The organism is Streptomyces sp. NPDC040545, from assembly GCF_055595065.1.
Genome location: NZ_JBVIWA010000001.1, coordinates 604,322 through 618,353, shown reverse-complemented (window position 1 = coordinate 618,353; position 14,032 = coordinate 604,322). Strand labels below are relative to the sequence as shown.

The 14,032-nt window shown below is 72.0% G+C and carries 16 protein-coding genes; 6 read left to right on the top strand and 10 right to left on the bottom strand.

Features of this window, described 5'->3' with window-relative positions:
• Nucleotides 1–96 precede the first annotated feature (96 nt).
• Nucleotides 97–249, top strand: coding sequence for a hypothetical protein (locus tag ACZ573_RS03025; RefSeq protein ID WP_167745535.1), 153 nt, complete (start codon nt 97–99; stop codon nt 247–249).
• A 94-nt stretch (nt 250–343) separates the two neighbouring features.
• Here the strand turns inward: ACZ573_RS03025 and ACZ573_RS03020 are convergent, their stop codons facing one another.
• From ACZ573_RS03020 to ACZ573_RS03005, 4 genes are all read right to left on the bottom strand, one after another.
• Complete coding sequence (locus ACZ573_RS03020; RefSeq protein ID WP_471298203.1) at nt 344–949, bottom strand: MarC family protein; 606 nt, start codon at nt 947–949, stop codon at nt 344–346.
• Between the two features lie 75 nt (nt 950–1,024).
• On the bottom strand, nt 1,025–1,888 hold the full coding sequence (locus ACZ573_RS03015) for a PHP domain-containing protein (RefSeq protein ID WP_471298200.1): 864 nt from the start codon (nt 1,886–1,888) through the stop codon (nt 1,025–1,027).
• 80 nt (nt 1,889–1,968) lie between these two features.
• Nucleotides 1,969–2,613 (bottom strand): DUF6758 family protein, encoded by a 645-nt coding sequence (locus tag ACZ573_RS03010; protein WP_471298197.1) that lies wholly within the window; start codon nt 2,611–2,613, stop codon nt 1,969–1,971.
• A gap of 60 nt (nt 2,614–2,673) precedes the next feature.
• Nucleotides 2,674–3,258, bottom strand: a complete 585-nt coding sequence (locus tag ACZ573_RS03005; protein WP_030711795.1) for a suppressor of fused domain protein — start codon at nt 3,256–3,258, stop codon at nt 2,674–2,676.
• A 394-nt stretch (nt 3,259–3,652) separates the two neighbouring features.
• On the opposite strand from ACZ573_RS03005, the gene ACZ573_RS03000 reads away from it, so the two are divergent.
• On the top strand, nt 3,653–4,768 hold the full coding sequence (locus tag ACZ573_RS03000; RefSeq protein ID WP_301366645.1) for a magnesium and cobalt transport protein CorA: 1,116 nt from the start codon (nt 3,653–3,655) through the stop codon (nt 4,766–4,768).
• 77 nt (nt 4,769–4,845) lie between these two features.
• On the top strand, nt 4,846–5,361 hold the full coding sequence (locus ACZ573_RS02995) for a hypothetical protein (protein WP_471298194.1): 516 nt from the start codon (nt 4,846–4,848) through the stop codon (nt 5,359–5,361).
• A gap of 75 nt (nt 5,362–5,436) precedes the next feature.
• Here ACZ573_RS02995 and ACZ573_RS02990 read toward each other — a convergent pair whose 3' ends face one another.
• On the bottom strand, nt 5,437–6,228 hold the full coding sequence (locus ACZ573_RS02990) for a hypothetical protein (protein ID WP_471298191.1): 792 nt from the start codon (nt 6,226–6,228) through the stop codon (nt 5,437–5,439).
• A gap of 186 nt (nt 6,229–6,414) precedes the next feature.
• Here ACZ573_RS02990 and ACZ573_RS02985 point away from each other — a divergent pair, with 186 nt between their 5' ends.
• The 3 genes from ACZ573_RS02985 (at nt 6,415) to ACZ573_RS02975 (ending at nt 9,571) form a co-directional block, all read left to right on the top strand.
• Complete coding sequence (locus ACZ573_RS02985; protein WP_030009210.1) at nt 6,415–7,686, top strand: magnesium transporter MgtE N-terminal domain-containing protein; 1,272 nt, start codon at nt 6,415–6,417, stop codon at nt 7,684–7,686.
• Between the two features lie 142 nt (nt 7,687–7,828).
• Nucleotides 7,829–8,368, top strand: a complete 540-nt coding sequence (locus ACZ573_RS02980) for a DUF1003 domain-containing protein (RefSeq protein ID WP_471299036.1) — start codon at nt 7,829–7,831, stop codon at nt 8,366–8,368.
• A 42-nt stretch (nt 8,369–8,410) separates the two neighbouring features.
• Complete coding sequence (locus tag ACZ573_RS02975; RefSeq protein ID WP_109781248.1) at nt 8,411–9,571, top strand: Mrp/NBP35 family ATP-binding protein; 1,161 nt, start codon at nt 8,411–8,413, stop codon at nt 9,569–9,571.
• A gap of 84 nt (nt 9,572–9,655) precedes the next feature.
• Here the strand turns inward: ACZ573_RS02975 and ACZ573_RS02970 are convergent, their stop codons facing one another.
• The 5 genes from ACZ573_RS02970 to sigE all read right to left on the bottom strand — a co-directional run bounded on the left by ACZ573_RS02970 (nt 9,656) and on the right by sigE (nt 13,997).
• Nucleotides 9,656–10,387, bottom strand: a complete 732-nt coding sequence (locus tag ACZ573_RS02970; RefSeq protein ID WP_471298188.1) for a hypothetical protein — start codon at nt 10,385–10,387, stop codon at nt 9,656–9,658.
• Between the two features lie 139 nt (nt 10,388–10,526).
• A complete protein-coding gene (locus ACZ573_RS02965; RefSeq protein ID WP_471298185.1) occupies nt 10,527–10,964 on the bottom strand; it encodes a sec-independent translocase in 438 nt (145 codons plus the stop codon).
• A 118-nt stretch (nt 10,965–11,082) separates the two neighbouring features.
• Nucleotides 11,083–12,483 (bottom strand): S1C family serine protease, encoded by a 1,401-nt coding sequence (locus tag ACZ573_RS02960; RefSeq protein ID WP_471298182.1) that lies wholly within the window; start codon nt 12,481–12,483, stop codon nt 11,083–11,085.
• Nucleotides 12,484–12,537: 54 nt separating this feature from the next.
• Nucleotides 12,538–13,221, bottom strand: coding sequence for a zf-HC2 domain-containing protein (locus ACZ573_RS02955; RefSeq protein WP_471298179.1), 684 nt, complete (start codon nt 13,219–13,221; stop codon nt 12,538–12,540).
• On the bottom strand, nt 13,218–13,997 hold the full coding sequence (gene sigE, locus ACZ573_RS02950; RefSeq protein WP_199810289.1) for an RNA polymerase sigma factor SigE: 780 nt from the start codon (nt 13,995–13,997) through the stop codon (nt 13,218–13,220). Before sigE ends, ACZ573_RS02955 begins: the two co-directional genes overlap by 4 nt.
• Nucleotides 13,998–14,032 lie beyond the last annotated feature (35 nt).

The window sequence follows — 14,032 nt, the reverse complement described above, 5'->3', positions numbered from 1 at the left end:
TAGCCAGTGAAAAAATTTCCTTAGCGTAGGGAATGATTGCGGCCTACACTTCGTTGGACCAGTGCAAGGAGAAACACTGACGAAGGGAGAAGCCCCATGCGCTTCGAGATTCTGCGCCTGGACGACGTCGACGGATCCGCCGTGGACAGCACCGTCGTCGACGCGGCCTCCGTCAACCGGATCGTGCAGCAGGCCGCAGCCGTCGGCCAGCGCATCCTGATCCGACCGGCCGAGAGTGCGTCCTGCTGACGCATCGCACGAAAAACGTTCACGCCCCCGCACCGTTCCCGGTGCGGGGGCGTTCGCATGAGCGGCCGCGCGCGGCGGCCGCGAGGCCGGGGCCTCAGGCCGCGTCGATCACCTGGAGCACGCCGTTGATGATCTGCTGGACGGCGATCGCCGAGAGCATCATGCCGGCGAGCCGGGTGACGAGGACGACGCCGCCGTCCTTGATGACCCGGATGATCACCAGGGAGTAGCGCATGGTGATCCACAGCACGACGTGCATGGCCACGATCGCGGCCCAGACCGAGACCGATGCCGCAGCGCCGTCGGCCTTCTGGACGGCGAGGATCACGGACACGATCGCGCCGGGCCCGGCCAGCAGCGGCATGCCCAGCGGCACCAGGGCCACGTTCACGTCCTTGGTCTGCTTCGGCTCGTCGTTCTTGCCGGTGAGCAGGTCCAACGCGATGAGCAGGAGCAGCAGACCACCGGCGATCATCAGCGCCGGGACGGAGACGTGCAGGTAGTCCAGGATCTGCTGGCCGCAGATGCCGAAGACCGCGATGACACCGAAGGCCACGCAGACGGCCTGCCAGGCCATGCGGCGCTGCACCTTGGCGGGGCGGCCGGAGGTCAGGGCGAGGAAGATCGGCGTGATCCCCGGGGGGTCCATAATCACAAAAAGGGTGAGAAAAAGGGATCCGAAGACGGCGAAATCAAACACAGTGATGCCTTGCAGAAGAGAGGGGTGTCGCGAAGAAGAAGTGTGGGACGGGTGGAGCGGGCCGGATCCGGCCGGTCAGCGCTCGCGTCCGCCGGCGCCCGGCACCGGGAAGGCCCCCGTCGCGCGGCGCGTGATCTCGCCGTAGATCTCGGGGTCGGTCGTGAACTCGCCGAGACGGCAGGTCTTGCGGCTGCCGTGGTAGTCGCTGGACCCGGTGGTCAGCAGGCCGAGATCGGCCGCCAGGCCGCGCATCCGCGTGCGGGTGTCGGCGTCGTGGTCCATGTGGTCCGCCTCTATGCCGTCCAGGCCCGCGGTCGCCAGTTCGGCTATCGCGGACTCGGAGACGCACCGGCCGCGCTTGACGGCGGCGGGGTGCGCGAGGACGGTGACCCCGCCGGCCGCCTTGACCAGGCGCACGGCCTCGAACGGGTCGAGCTCGTGCTTCTCGGCGTACGCGCGGCCGCCGTCGGCGAGCCACTCGGGCGTGAAGGCGTCCGAGACGGTGGGTACGATGCCCAGCTCGACGAGGGCGGTGGCGATGTGCGGCCGCCCGACCGAGCCGTCACCGGCGATCCGGGCCACCTGCTCCCAGGTGACGTCGACGCCGAGGTCCTGGAGCTTGCCGATCATGGTCCGGGCGCGCGGGGTGCGGTCGTCCCGGACGAGCTCCCGCTCCCGGGCCAGCTCGGGCTCCTCGGGATCGAAGAGGTACGCCAGCATGTGCACGCCGACCCCGTCGAGCCGGCAGGACAGTTCGGCCCCGGTCACCAGCGTCAGCCCGGCGGGCAGGGCCGCGAGGGCCTCGCCGTATCCGCGCACGGTGTCATGGTCGGTCAGCGCGACCACGTCCAGCCCGGCGCCGGCGGCGGCCAGCATCAGCTCGGCGGGGGTGTCCGTACCGTCGGAGGCCGTGGAGTGGGCGTGCAGGTCGATGCGCACAGCCTGGCTCCATGGGTCGTACGTACGGGGGACACTCCAGGATAACCGGGCCGCGGACCCCCTCAGGTCCCGCGAGCGCCTCAGGCAGGGCCCAGGATACGGGGGCTCAGGGCCCCGCACGGAAGGAGCTCGACCTCGGCTCCCGCGTCGCGCAGGTCGGTGAGGACGAGCTCGTCGTACATCAGCAGGCCGGACTGCTCCGGCCAGACGATCGCCCAGAGCCACAGGCCGCGCGCCTCGCCGGCGAAGACGGCCCGGTCGTCCGGGCCGGCTTCCACGTGCCACAGCGGTGTCGGGCGGCCCGCCGCGACCACCTTGGCGTGGGGCGGCGCCGATACGTTGATGGACGAGCCGGGGTCGACGCCGTCGATGCCCGCGTACCGCGCGCCGAGTCCCACGCCCAGCTCCTCCGCGATCAGCAGCAGCTCGCCGATCCCGCCCAGCGGGCCGGGGCCGGAACAGGCCACCGCCGTCGCCCGGCCACCGCTGCGGTCGTCACCGGCGGACGCGACCCCCGTGAACAGCCACCCCACCGGCAGCGGCCACGGCATCCAGACGGGCACCCGCGCCCGGTGCGCCACGACGCTCAGGCCTTCGACGCTCGGCGGGATGACGGGTTGCAGGGGGTGGACGGCGCCGTGCACCGCGCACTGCCAGGAGTCGGAGAAGAGTCCGGGCGCCCTGACCCGGCCGCCGCACTTCGGGCAACTTGGTTCACCCCTCATAGGAAGCCACGCTCCTCCCCGCCCGGCCGCCAGTCAAGGCACGCTCACCCGTCCGGGCCCTCAGTCCAGCGCGACAGCGCTACGCAAAGGGTCCCTCAGGTCCGTTCCGCGCGCGAGCCAGCGTTCCTGGAGGGCGGCCGCTCCGTGCACGCGCTTCCAGGCGGCCTCGTTCGCCGTCATCGGCAGCAGGGGCAGGAAGTGCACCGGGTCCATGGGCTCGTCGAGCTCCAGGTCCTCGACCAGACCGCCCGGTTCCGCCACGAGGACGGAGCTGAAGGGGGCCCCGTCCCAGAGCGGTTCACCCACGTCCAGCGAGGCCCCGGGGGCCACGATCAGCCCCTCGACCTGCGGGGACGCGGCCAGCACCGCGAGCGGCCGCAGGAGTTTGTCGGTGGCCGCCAGTCCGGCCCGTACGGTCAGCACGAGCTCGGCGCGCGGGCCCCGTACGGGGTCGGCGACCACGGCGGTCGGGTCGGTCATCGGGTGCGCGGACATCCCGAGGGTCGCGTACCGCACGAGGTCGCCCTCGGCGAAACGGAGTACCTCGATGCGGTCGGTGCCCAGGAAGGTGACGGCGGCGCGTGCGTCGGGTTCACCGAACGCCGTGCGCAGCCGGGCCTCCACGAGGGCCAGAATTTCTGCCATGAAGCGAGCATAGAACTCCTATCAGGCGGGTAAAGGGCGGGTCTTGACCATCCGTCGGCTGATAGTGTTGACAGCTGTTCGGGGCCGCACGCAGAAGCGGTGTTTCAGCGCCCCGGCAACAGGACGTCCCTCATGGGGGACCGGCCGGAGGAGGTGGGGCTGCGGTGGACCGAAGTCGATCGTGCAGTACCAATCGCTCTTCCACTTCTGTGACGGGCGCATCCCGCCCCCTTTGATCTGGTCGATCCGTCTGATCCGCTGATCAGTAGAAGAGCGACGGCAGAACGTTGTCCTCCCGTCCTGTTCCCTCCCCTTGCCCGGGCCTGCCCGCCCGCCTGCGGTGGAGGGTCTCCCACCCGTACGGTCCGCAGCCGTGCGCGAGAAGGAGCCTGCCATGTCGATGCTGCCCTACCTGCGTGCCGCCGTTCGCCCGGCCCTGCGCAGGGCCACTCCCGTACAGCCCGGCTACGACACCACCCGCGACCCGTCGGCGAGCAGTGCGGTGGTCGACTGCGCCGTGTACCGCGACGGGCGGCGGATGCTGGGCCCGGCGTGCCTGACACCCCGTGAGGCGATCCGCCGGGTCCGCGAGGACGGCGGGTTCGCCTGGATCGGCCTGCACGAGCCGACGGAGGCCGAGTTCGCGGGGATCGCCGCGACCTTCGGGCTGCACCCGCTGGCCGTGGAGGACGCGGTGCACGCGCACCAGCGGCCGAAGCTGGAGCGCTACGACGACACCCTCTTCACCGTCTTCAAGACGATCCACTACGTCGACCACGCCGAACTGACCGCCACCAGCGAGGTGGTGGAGACGGGCGAGGTGATGTGCTTCACCGGCCCCGACTTCGTCATCACCGTCCGGCACGGCGGACAGGGGTCCCTCAAGGGGCTGCGCCACCGTCTCCAGGACGACCCGGACCTGCTCGCCAAGGGTCCCTCGTCGGTCCTGCACTCCATCGCCGACCACGTGGTCGACGGCTACATCGCGGTCGCGGCGGCGGTGCAGGACGACATCGACGAGGTGGAGAGCGAGGTCTTCGCCGCCCCCGCCAAGGGCAGTGCGCGCGGCGCCGACGCGGGCCGCATCTACCAGCTCAAGCGCGAGGTGCTGGAGTTCAAGCGGGCGGTCTCGCCGCTGCTGCGTCCGATGGAACTGCTGAGCGAACGGCCGATGCGGCTGGTGGACCCGGACATCCAGAAGTACTTCCGCGATGTCGCCGATCACCTCGCGCGGGTGCACGAGCAGGTGGTGGGCTTCGACGAGCTGCTGAACTCGATCCTCCAGGCCAATCTCGCGCAGGCGACGGTCGCCCAGAACGAGGACATGCGCAAGATCACCTCCTGGGCGGCGATCGTCGCCGTGCCGACGATGATCTGCGGCGTGTACGGCATGAACTTCGACCACATGCCGGAGCTCCACTGGCGCTACGGCTATCCGATGGTGATGGCCGCGATCGCCGCCTCCTGCTTCACCATCCACCGCGCGCTGCGCCGCAACGGCTGGCTCTGAGGCGGGACCGCCCGCGCCGGGTCTTGCGGGCCGGGACGCCCGCTCGCGCGCGGGGAGCGACCCCCTACCCTGTCGGCATGACTCTCAGCACGCTCGACCTGGCCCTCGTCGAGGAGGCCACCAAGAAGTCCGGCCTGATCTGGGTGCGCGGCGACGGGGCCGACCGCGCCCTGTGGCACGCCTGGGTGGACGGCGCGGCCCATGTGCTGGGCGACGGGCCCGGCGAGCAGCCGTTCCCGGGGCTGGCGGACGGCGCGCGCGCCGAGGTGACCGTGCGGAGCAAGGACAAGGGCGGCCGGCTGGTGGCCTGGACGGCGACGGTACGGGAACTCCCGCCCCGCGGCGAGGAATGGGCGGCGGCGGTCGCCGAGCTCAAGGGCAAGCGGCTGAACGCGCCCGACTCGGAGGACATGACCGAGCGGTGGGCGCGGGAGTGCCGGCTGCTGCGGCTGGAGCCGGAATCGGTGCGGTCCGGACTGCCGGACGGCTCGCTGGCCGCGGCCCCGCTGGGCTCCCCGGCGACGACCCGCAGGCCGGTCCCCGCGGCCCTGCCGAAGCTCCTGCTGAAGCGCAGGAAGGCCGCCCGGGGCTGACGCCCCGGCACGCGCACGGCCCCGGCACGACCGGATCCGCCTGCGGCGCCGCCGATCCGCCCGACCCGCGGAGCGTTACGGCTTGGTCGGGTTCGCGCCCTGGCCGGAGCCCTTGGAGGGGGCCGGGGCGGGCCCGCCGCTCTGGTCCTTCGTCGTCGGCAGCTGGGTGCCGTAGTCGACCGTCTGGTCCTGCGCGGGCGGGTCCAGCTGGAACGGCTTGCCCCACTCGGCGAGTTCCACCCGGCCGGCGCCGCCGGCGCGCTCCATGAGCAGCGGGTACGGGGTCCCCTCCAGCGATACCGAGAGCTTGCCGCCCTTGCCCGCGTCCGCCGTGACCTGGACCGCGCGGGTGTGCCCGACCTTGGTGTACGAGCCCTTGGCGAGCTTGCCCTCCAGCCCGAGCAGCCCGTCCAGCAGCACGTCCATGTCGGTGAAGCCGCGGAACTGCTTGTACGAGGGGTCGCCCTCGGGCACCTTCACGAACTTGTCGCCGAGCTTGCCCGCCGAGTCGGACTGGCCCCAGAACGCCGCGCTCGCCTTCAGGTACAGCTGCTCCCCCACACGCAGCAGCTGGAAGGTGTCCTCGTGGGACTTCACCTCGCCGGAGCCCCCCTCGGCCTTCAGCCGCATGTCGAGGGTGAAGGACTTGCCCCCGCTCACCAGCGTGCCGGACAGGTGGACCGAGTCGGCCTCCGTCGCGGCCGCCTTCGCCTTCGCCTCGATCTTGTCGGCGGACAGCTTGCCGACCCCGTTCGTGCCCTCGTCGGGGTCCTCCCCGCAGCCCGTACCGGTGACGGCGAGGCCCGCGCACAGCACGCCGATGAAGGCGGCCCGGCGCAGCCGCGCGGCAGGGAAGTAGGCGGTCACGGGCGGGTGCCTCTCGTCGGTCGTCTGCGAGCAGCAGGCAGCGTACCCGCCCGTACCTCGCGCCCCGCGACCGCGCCCCGGTGTTCGCCCGCCCCCGGGCGGACCGCCCCACCAGGACGCTTTCGGGCGGCACGGGCTAGCCTGAGGGCGGCACGACTCTTGATCGACGCACTAGGAGGCGCTCGGATGGCTGCAGGCGCCCCGCGGATCTTCGTCTCGCATCTGTCGGGTGTGCCCGTCTTCGATCCCAACGGCGACCAGGTGGGCCGGGTCCGCGACCTCGTCGCGATGCTCCGGGTCGGCGGCCGCCCGCCGCGGCTGCTGGGCCTGGTGGTCGAGGTCGTCAGCCGGCGGCGGATCTTCCTGCCGATGACCCGGGTCACCGGTGTGGAGTCCGGGCAGGTCATCACCACCGGTGTGATCAACATGCGGCGGTTCGAGCAGCGCCCGACCGAACGCCTGGTCCTGGGCGAGCTGCTGGACCGGCGGGTGACGCTGGTCGCGAGCGGCGAGGAGGTCACCGTCCTGGACGTGGCCATCCAGCAGCTGCCGGCCCGCCGGGACTGGGAGATCGACCGGATCTTCGTACGGAAGGGCAAGTCGGGGGCGCTGCGCCGGCGCGGCGAGGCCCTGACGGTGGAGTGGTCGGCGGTGACGGGCTTCTCGCTGGAGGAGCACGGGCAGGGCGCCGAGAACCTGGTCGCCACCTTCGAGCAGATGCGCCCGGCCGACGTGGCGAACGTGCTGCACCACCTGACGCCGAAGCGGCGCGCCGAGGTGGCCAACGCCCTCGACGACGACCGGCTCGCGGACGTGCTGGAGGAGCTGCCCGAGGACGAGCAGGTGGAGATCCTCGGCAAGCTGAAGGAGGAGCGCGCCGCCGACGTCCTGGAGGCGATGGACCCGGACGACGCGGCCGACCTGCTCTCCGAGCTGCCGGAGGACGACAAGGAGCGGCTGCTGACGCTGATGCAGCCGGACGACGCGGCCGATGTGCGCCGCCTGCTGTCCTACGAGGAGAACACCGCGGGCGGTCTGATGACCACCGAGCCGATCGTGCTGCGGCCGGACGCGACGGTCGCGGACGCGCTGGCCCGCGTACGGCAGGCGGACCTGTCGCCGGCACTGGCGGCGCAGGTGTACGTGTGCCGGCCGCCGGACGAGACGCCGACGGGCAAGTACCTGGGCACGGTGCACTTCCAGCGGCTGCTGCGGGACCCTCCGTTCACGCTGGTCAGCTCGATCGTGGACACGGACCTGCCGCCGCTGCGCCCGAACGCCTCGCTGCCCGCGGTGACCACGCACCTCGCCGCCTACAACATGGTGGCGGTGCCGGTGGTCGACGAGAGCGGCTCGCTGCTGGGCGCGGTGACCGTGGACGACGTGCTGGACCACCTGCTGCCGGACGACTGGCGGGAGACGGACTTCCATTCCGAGGAGGCCCTGGGTGGCCGCTGAGCGAGGACGCTTCGACCGGGGGCGGGGCGAGCAGGCGCGCGAGCGTCGCCGGGAGCAGATCCGGGAGCGGCGCGAGCAGGCGCGGATGCAGGCGCGCGAGCACGGGCTGGCTGCGGACGCGGCGGAACGTGCCGGTGAACGCATGGCCAAGTCGTCGGGCACCGGGTCGAGTGCGCTGACGCGCTCGCGGGTGCGCCTGGACCTGCCGCGCGCCCCGCGCCGGTCGCTGCTGCCCGAGTACGACCCGGAGGCCTTCGGACGGCTGTCGGAGCGGGTGGCGCGCTTCCTGGGCACCGGCCGGTTCATCGTCTGGATGACCCTGGTCATCATCGTCTGGGTGCTGTGGAACATCTTCGCGCCGGACGACCTGCGGTTCGACCCTTACCCGTTCATCTTCCTGACGCTGATGCTGTCGCTGCAGGCCTCCTACGCGGCTCCGCTGATCCTGCTCGCGCAGAACCGGCAGGACGACCGCGACCGGGTCACCCACGAGCAGGACCGCAAGCAGAACGAGCGGTCCATCGCCGACACCGAGTACCTGACCCGGGAAATCGCCGCCCTGCGGATGGGCCTGGGCGAGGTCGCCACCCGCGACTGGATCAGGTCCGAGTTCCAGGACCTGATCAAGGAGATGGACGAGCGGCGTCTATTCCCCGCCGAACGTGATGAAGGCGACCGCTGACGGGCTTTCCTGCGGCCTGCTACCGAGCCGTACCATCGGGGCATGGCTACCGACACAAGCTCCGCCGCCGTGCCTGAGCAGGACGCGATCCTGGACGCGCTGGCGACGGTGAACGACCCCGAGATCCACCGGCCGATCACAGAGCTCGGCATGGTCAAATCGGTGGAGATCGGTGAGGGCGGCGAGGTCGCCGTCACGGTCTACCTCACGGTGTCCGGCTGTCCCATGCGCGAGACCATCACGAAGAACGTCACCGAGGCCGTCGAGAAGGTCGCGGGCGTCACCTCGGTCGCCGTCACGCTGGACGTGATGAGCGACGAGCAGCGCAAGGACCTGGCGGCCACGCTGCGCGGCGGCACCGCCGAGCGCGAGGTGCCCTTCGCCAAGCCGGGCTCGCTGACCCGTGTGTACGCGGTCGCGTCCGGCAAGGGCGGCGTCGGCAAGTCCTCCGTCACCGTGAACCTGGCCGCAGCGATGGCGGCGGACGGCCTGAAGGTCGGCGTGGTCGACGCGGACATCTACGGCCACAGCGTGCCGCGCATGCTCGGTGTGGACGGCCGTCCGACCCAGGTCGAGAACATGATCATGCCGCCGTCGGCGCACGGCGTGAAGGTCATCTCCATCGGCATGTTCACGCCGGGCAACGCCCCGGTGGTGTGGCGCGGCCCCATGCTGCACCGCGCGCTCCAGCAGTTCCTGGCCGACGTGTTCTGGGGCGACCTGGACGTGCTGCTGCTGGACCTGCCGCCGGGTACGGGTGACATCGCGATCTCCGTGGCCCAGCTGGTGCCGAACGCGGAGATCCTCGTCGTCACCACGCCGCAGCAGGCCGCGGCCGAGGTCGCGGAGCGGGCCGGTTCCATCGCCGTGCAGACCCACCAGAAGATCGTCGGCGTGGTCGAGAACATGTCGGGCCTGCCGTGCCCGCACTGCGACGAGATGGTGGACGTCTTCGGCTCGGGCGGCGGCCAGAAGGTCGCCGACGGCCTGACCAAGACGGTCGGCGCGACGGTGCCGGTGCTGGGCTCGATCCCGATCGACGTCCGGCTGCGCGAGGGCGGCGACGAGGGCAAGCCCGTCGTCCTGTCCGACCCGGACTCCCCGGCCGGCGCGGCCCTGCGCGCGATCGCGGGCAAGCTGGGCGGCCGGGCGCGCGGCCTGTCGGGCATGTCGCTGGGCATCACCCCGCGCAACAAGTTCTGACCGTCCGTACCACGGGGAAGGGCGCCGCTCGCCGAGCGGCGCCCTTCCCCGTACCGGTGACCGTCACCCGGTACCCGTGACCCGCTACTGGTACGAGCCGAGGTCCTCGATCGCGGAGAAGCCGAGCCCGTACGCGCTCATCCCGCGGCCGTACGCGCCCAGGTGGACCCCGCTCCCGGTGGAGCCGGCCAGCACCCACCCGAACTCCGACTCGCGGTAGTGGAACGGCGTCGGCTCCCCGTCCACCGGCAGCGACAGCGTCGACCAGTCCTCACCGGCCAGGTCGTCCGCCAGCTCCCACGCGGCTTCGGTCTGCTGGTCGAGCCAGTCGTCGCGCAGCGAGTGGTCCATCTGTCCGGGCCAGCTGTACGCCAGCAGTCCGGAGCCGGCCAGCCAGGCCGCCGAGGCGACCGAGGTGGCCTCCAGGACGCCGGTGCCGTCGCTGCTGCGGCGCAGCGGGTTGCTCGCCACGGTGATGACCACCGCGAAGCGCTCCTTCTCACCGGTGGCGATCTCGCCCCGGGCGGAGGGCTCGTCACCGTGGCCCGTGGAGCCGTGCTCCACCGTGCCGTCGGCTGCGGTGCCGACCTGCATGAGCCAGCGGGGGCCGGTGAAGGCCCCGTCCAGCCCGTACCAGGGGAAGTCGGCCGCCAGGAACCCCTCGGCCGTCCGGCGGGCCGCCGGTACGGGCGCAGGGGCTTCCTGTGGCTGCGTATCACTGTGCGGGCCGGTATCCGGCTCCTGGGCGGGCGCGTCTGCGGCGGCGGGGGCCTCCGCGGTCTGCGCCCCTACCCGGCTGCTGCTCGTCGTCTCCATCTGGGCGGCCTCTCGTTCCGTGGGGTCCGGAACGGCCCTCCCCCTCGCTGTGCTGGGGGGACCCCCTCCCTCGGGCGTCCTGCGATCCGGACAGATGGAGGATAGCCATCCGACCGCGGATCGCCGGGCAGGCCGCGCGTCAGGTGGCGTCGGCGTCGAAGCGCGAGCGCTCCTCCGGGGCGGGGGCGGCGGGCTTCTTCAGCAGGTCCGGGCCGGTCACGGCGGGCGTGGCGGCCGCGGCCGGGGCGGCACCGGCCTCCGAGCTCTTCACGGCATCGGAGACGTCGCTGAGCTCCTTGCGGAGATCGAAGCTGGTGCGGATCTCCTTGAGGTCCTCGTTCTCGGTCAGCTGCTTGCGGATGAAGGTCTTCGGATTCAGGTCCTCGAATTCGAAATCCTTGAATTCCGGGCCGAGTTCGGAGCGGATGTCGTTCTTCGCGCTGTCCGAGAACGCCCGGACCTTCCGGATGAAGCCCGTGACATCCTGAATGACCTTGGGCAGCTTGTCCGGTCCGAAGACGAGGATGCCGAGCACCACGATCGTGACAAGTTCGAGTGCGCCTATGTCGTTGAACACCTTGCCGCTCCTCGGCTCTCTCTCACTTCGGGCCCCGACACACGGTACCCGGCGTTGTCCACGGGCCCATACCTCCGTACCGCCTCCGCGGCGGTTTCACCCGCCCGTCATCCCGCGCTCATGAGCCGTTCGCCGATCCGAGGACCACTTTCAGGGTGCTTTCGCGGCCGTCGCGGAGCACGGTGAGGGTCAGCGGGTCGCCCGGGCGGTGGGCGCGGATCTTGATGATCAGCTCGTCGCCGCCGCGGACCCGCTGGCCGTCCACCTTGGTGATCACGTCCCCGGCCCGGATCCCGGCGCGCGCGCCCGGGCCGCCGGCGACGACGGACGGCTTGCCGTCCTCGCCCTTGTCCCCGACCCGGGCGCCGTCGCCCGAGTAGTCCATGTCGAGGGTGACCCCGATGACCGGGTGCGTGGCGCGGCCGGTGCGGATGATCTCCTCGGCGACGCGCTTGCCCTGGTTGACGGGGATGGCGAAGCCGAGCCCGATGGAGCCGCCCTGCCGGGTGGGATCTTCCTTGTCGGCGCCGCGGATCGCGCTGTTGATGCCGACCACGTGGGCCTTCGCGTCGAGGAGCGGCCCGCCGGAGTTCCCCGGGTTGATGGGGGCGTCGGTCTGCAGCGCGTCGACGTAGCTGATGTCGCTGCCGTCGCCCTTGTCGCCGCCCGCGGTGACGGGCCGGCCGGTGGCGCTGATGATGCCGGCGGTGACGGTGTTCGACAGGTCGAAGGGCGCGCCGATGGCCACCACCGGGTCGCCGACCTCCACGTTGTCGGAGTTGCCCAGGCTCAGCGGCCGGAGTCCGCGCACCCCGCTGACCTTGACCACGGCCAGGTCGTAGCCGGAGTCTCGGCCGACCAGCTCGGCGGTGACGCTCTCGCCGGTGCTGAAGGTGACCGTTATCTCCTGGGAGTCGGCCACCACGTGGTTGTTGGTCAGGATGTGCCCCTGCTGGTCGAGCACGAAGCCGGTACCCGTACCGCTGCCCTTGGTGCCCCGCACGTGCAGGGTCACCACGCCGGGCAGTGCGGTGGCCGCGATCCCGGCCACGCTCTCGGGGGCCCGGCCCCGGTCGGTGGCGGCGGCCGCCTGGGGGAGCTCCAGCCGGGTGCCGCTCTGCCGCTCGGCGAGCACGCCGAGGTAGCCGCCGGTCCCGCCGGCGAGCAGGGCCGTTCCGAGGCTGATGGCCACCACCTGCCACAGCCGGATCCCGCGGGGCGTCCGGCCCCGGTCCACGACCTGCAACGGCTCGGCGCCCCAGGGGTCGTACCGCACCGCGGGGACGGCGGCCGGCACGTCCTGGGTCGGGACCGGCTCGTCCGGGGCAGACAGGTCCGAGCCCGGCGCGTCCGTGGCGGACACGTCGGGGGCCGGGGCGGGGGCCGCGTCCTGTACGGGCTCCTCGCCCCCGGTTCCGGGCCGCGGCGCGGGAACCGCTTCGCGGCGGCCCTCCTCGGTCGTCCCCTCGGGCCGGCTCCACCACTGCGGAGCCGGGTCGGTCTGCTGCCTGTCGGCCATGGGCGCTCCCCGCGTACCTATGCGCATGTGCCGCAGATTCAACCAGGTCCCGCGTCAGCGCAGCAGGGAGACCGGGCGTGCCGGGTATTGCGGGGAGGGCTGGAGCGGCGGCAGCGGGGTCGCCACGGCCGACAGGAGGGTCGGGACGGCCTCGGGGCTGGGCAGCCGGTCACGGGCCCCCTGATCGGCCACGGGCAGGGCAGGACCGGGCCTGGAGGCCGGGGCCGGGGAATCACCCCGCAGGTTCGGGTCCACCTCCAGCGGCAGGGCGCCGCCGAGCGCGAGGGCGGCCAGCGAAACGGCTCCGGCTGCGACGAAGGCGAACCTGCGGCGCGGACGGCCCACTTCGTGGATGCGGAAGCCCTCCTGCGGCCGCGGCCGGGCGGCGACGGGCAGCCCGTACGCGAACGCGTCGAAGGGATCGGCCCTCGCACCGCGTGCCGGGTCGGCGGGACGGCCGGGACCGGCAGGACCGGCAGGACCGGACGGATCGTCGAGGCTGCCGCCCGGCAGCCCCTGCAACCGCGCCAGCAGCCCCGCGGACAGCGGCGGCGGCGCGCTCTCCACGAACATGGTCTTCAGACGCCGCTGCGCATCGGCCTCGGCCTTGCACCTGGCGCAGGTCGCCAGATGGGCCAGGACCCGGTCGCGGGCGTCGTGTTTCAGCTCGCCGTCCACCAGGGCGGCAAGCCGGTCGCCCAGGTGCTGTTCGGCGGGTGACGGACTGACGTCGCTCACTCGGCTCCGCCCTCTCCCCCGGCGCCGGGGGCGCCCATCGCCACTCCCGCCAGCGCGCGCTGCTCGGCACGGGCCTGCGGGGACCGGTGCTTGAGCGCCTTGCGCAGGTGCGAACGGCCGCGGTGGATACGGCTGCGCACGGTGCCCAGCTTCACGCCGAGCGTCGCGGCGATCTCCTCGTACGACAGGCCCTCGATGTCGCACAGCACCACGGCCGCGCGGAACTCGGGGGCGAGGGTGTCCAGCGCCTGCTGCACATCCGCGTCGAAGTGGGTGTCGTGCAGGACCTGCTGCGGGGACGGCTCACGGCTCGGCAGCCGGTCGGCGGCGTCGTCGCCGAGCGCGTCGAAGCGGATCCGCTGCTTGCGGCGCACCATGTCCAGGAACAGGTTCGTGGTGATGCGGTGCAGCCAGCCCTCGAAGGTGCCGGGGGTGTAGGTGGACAGCGAGCGGAAGACGCGGACGAAGACTTCCTGCGTCAGGTCCTCGGCGTCGTGCTGGTTACCCGTCAGACGGTAGGCAAGGCGGTAGACCCGCGCGCTGTGCGTGCTGACGATCTCCTCCCATGAAGGAGGGGTCCACGCCTGGGAGCCCGCATCGGCGGCAAAGGTCGCGGTGGTTGCGGCGTCGGCGGTGTGGAAGCGGTCAGCAATGTAGGTCACGGATTTCGGCTCACCCGCCGACCAGAAGAGGCGTCTCAGTACGCCCCCACGATCCACAGGCGCAGCCGCACCTCCCCTGTCGGCTCTGGTGGTGTCCAGTGGAGTCCCTACCATAGCCACCCCCTCTGTCAGCTCCGGATAAGCGTTTT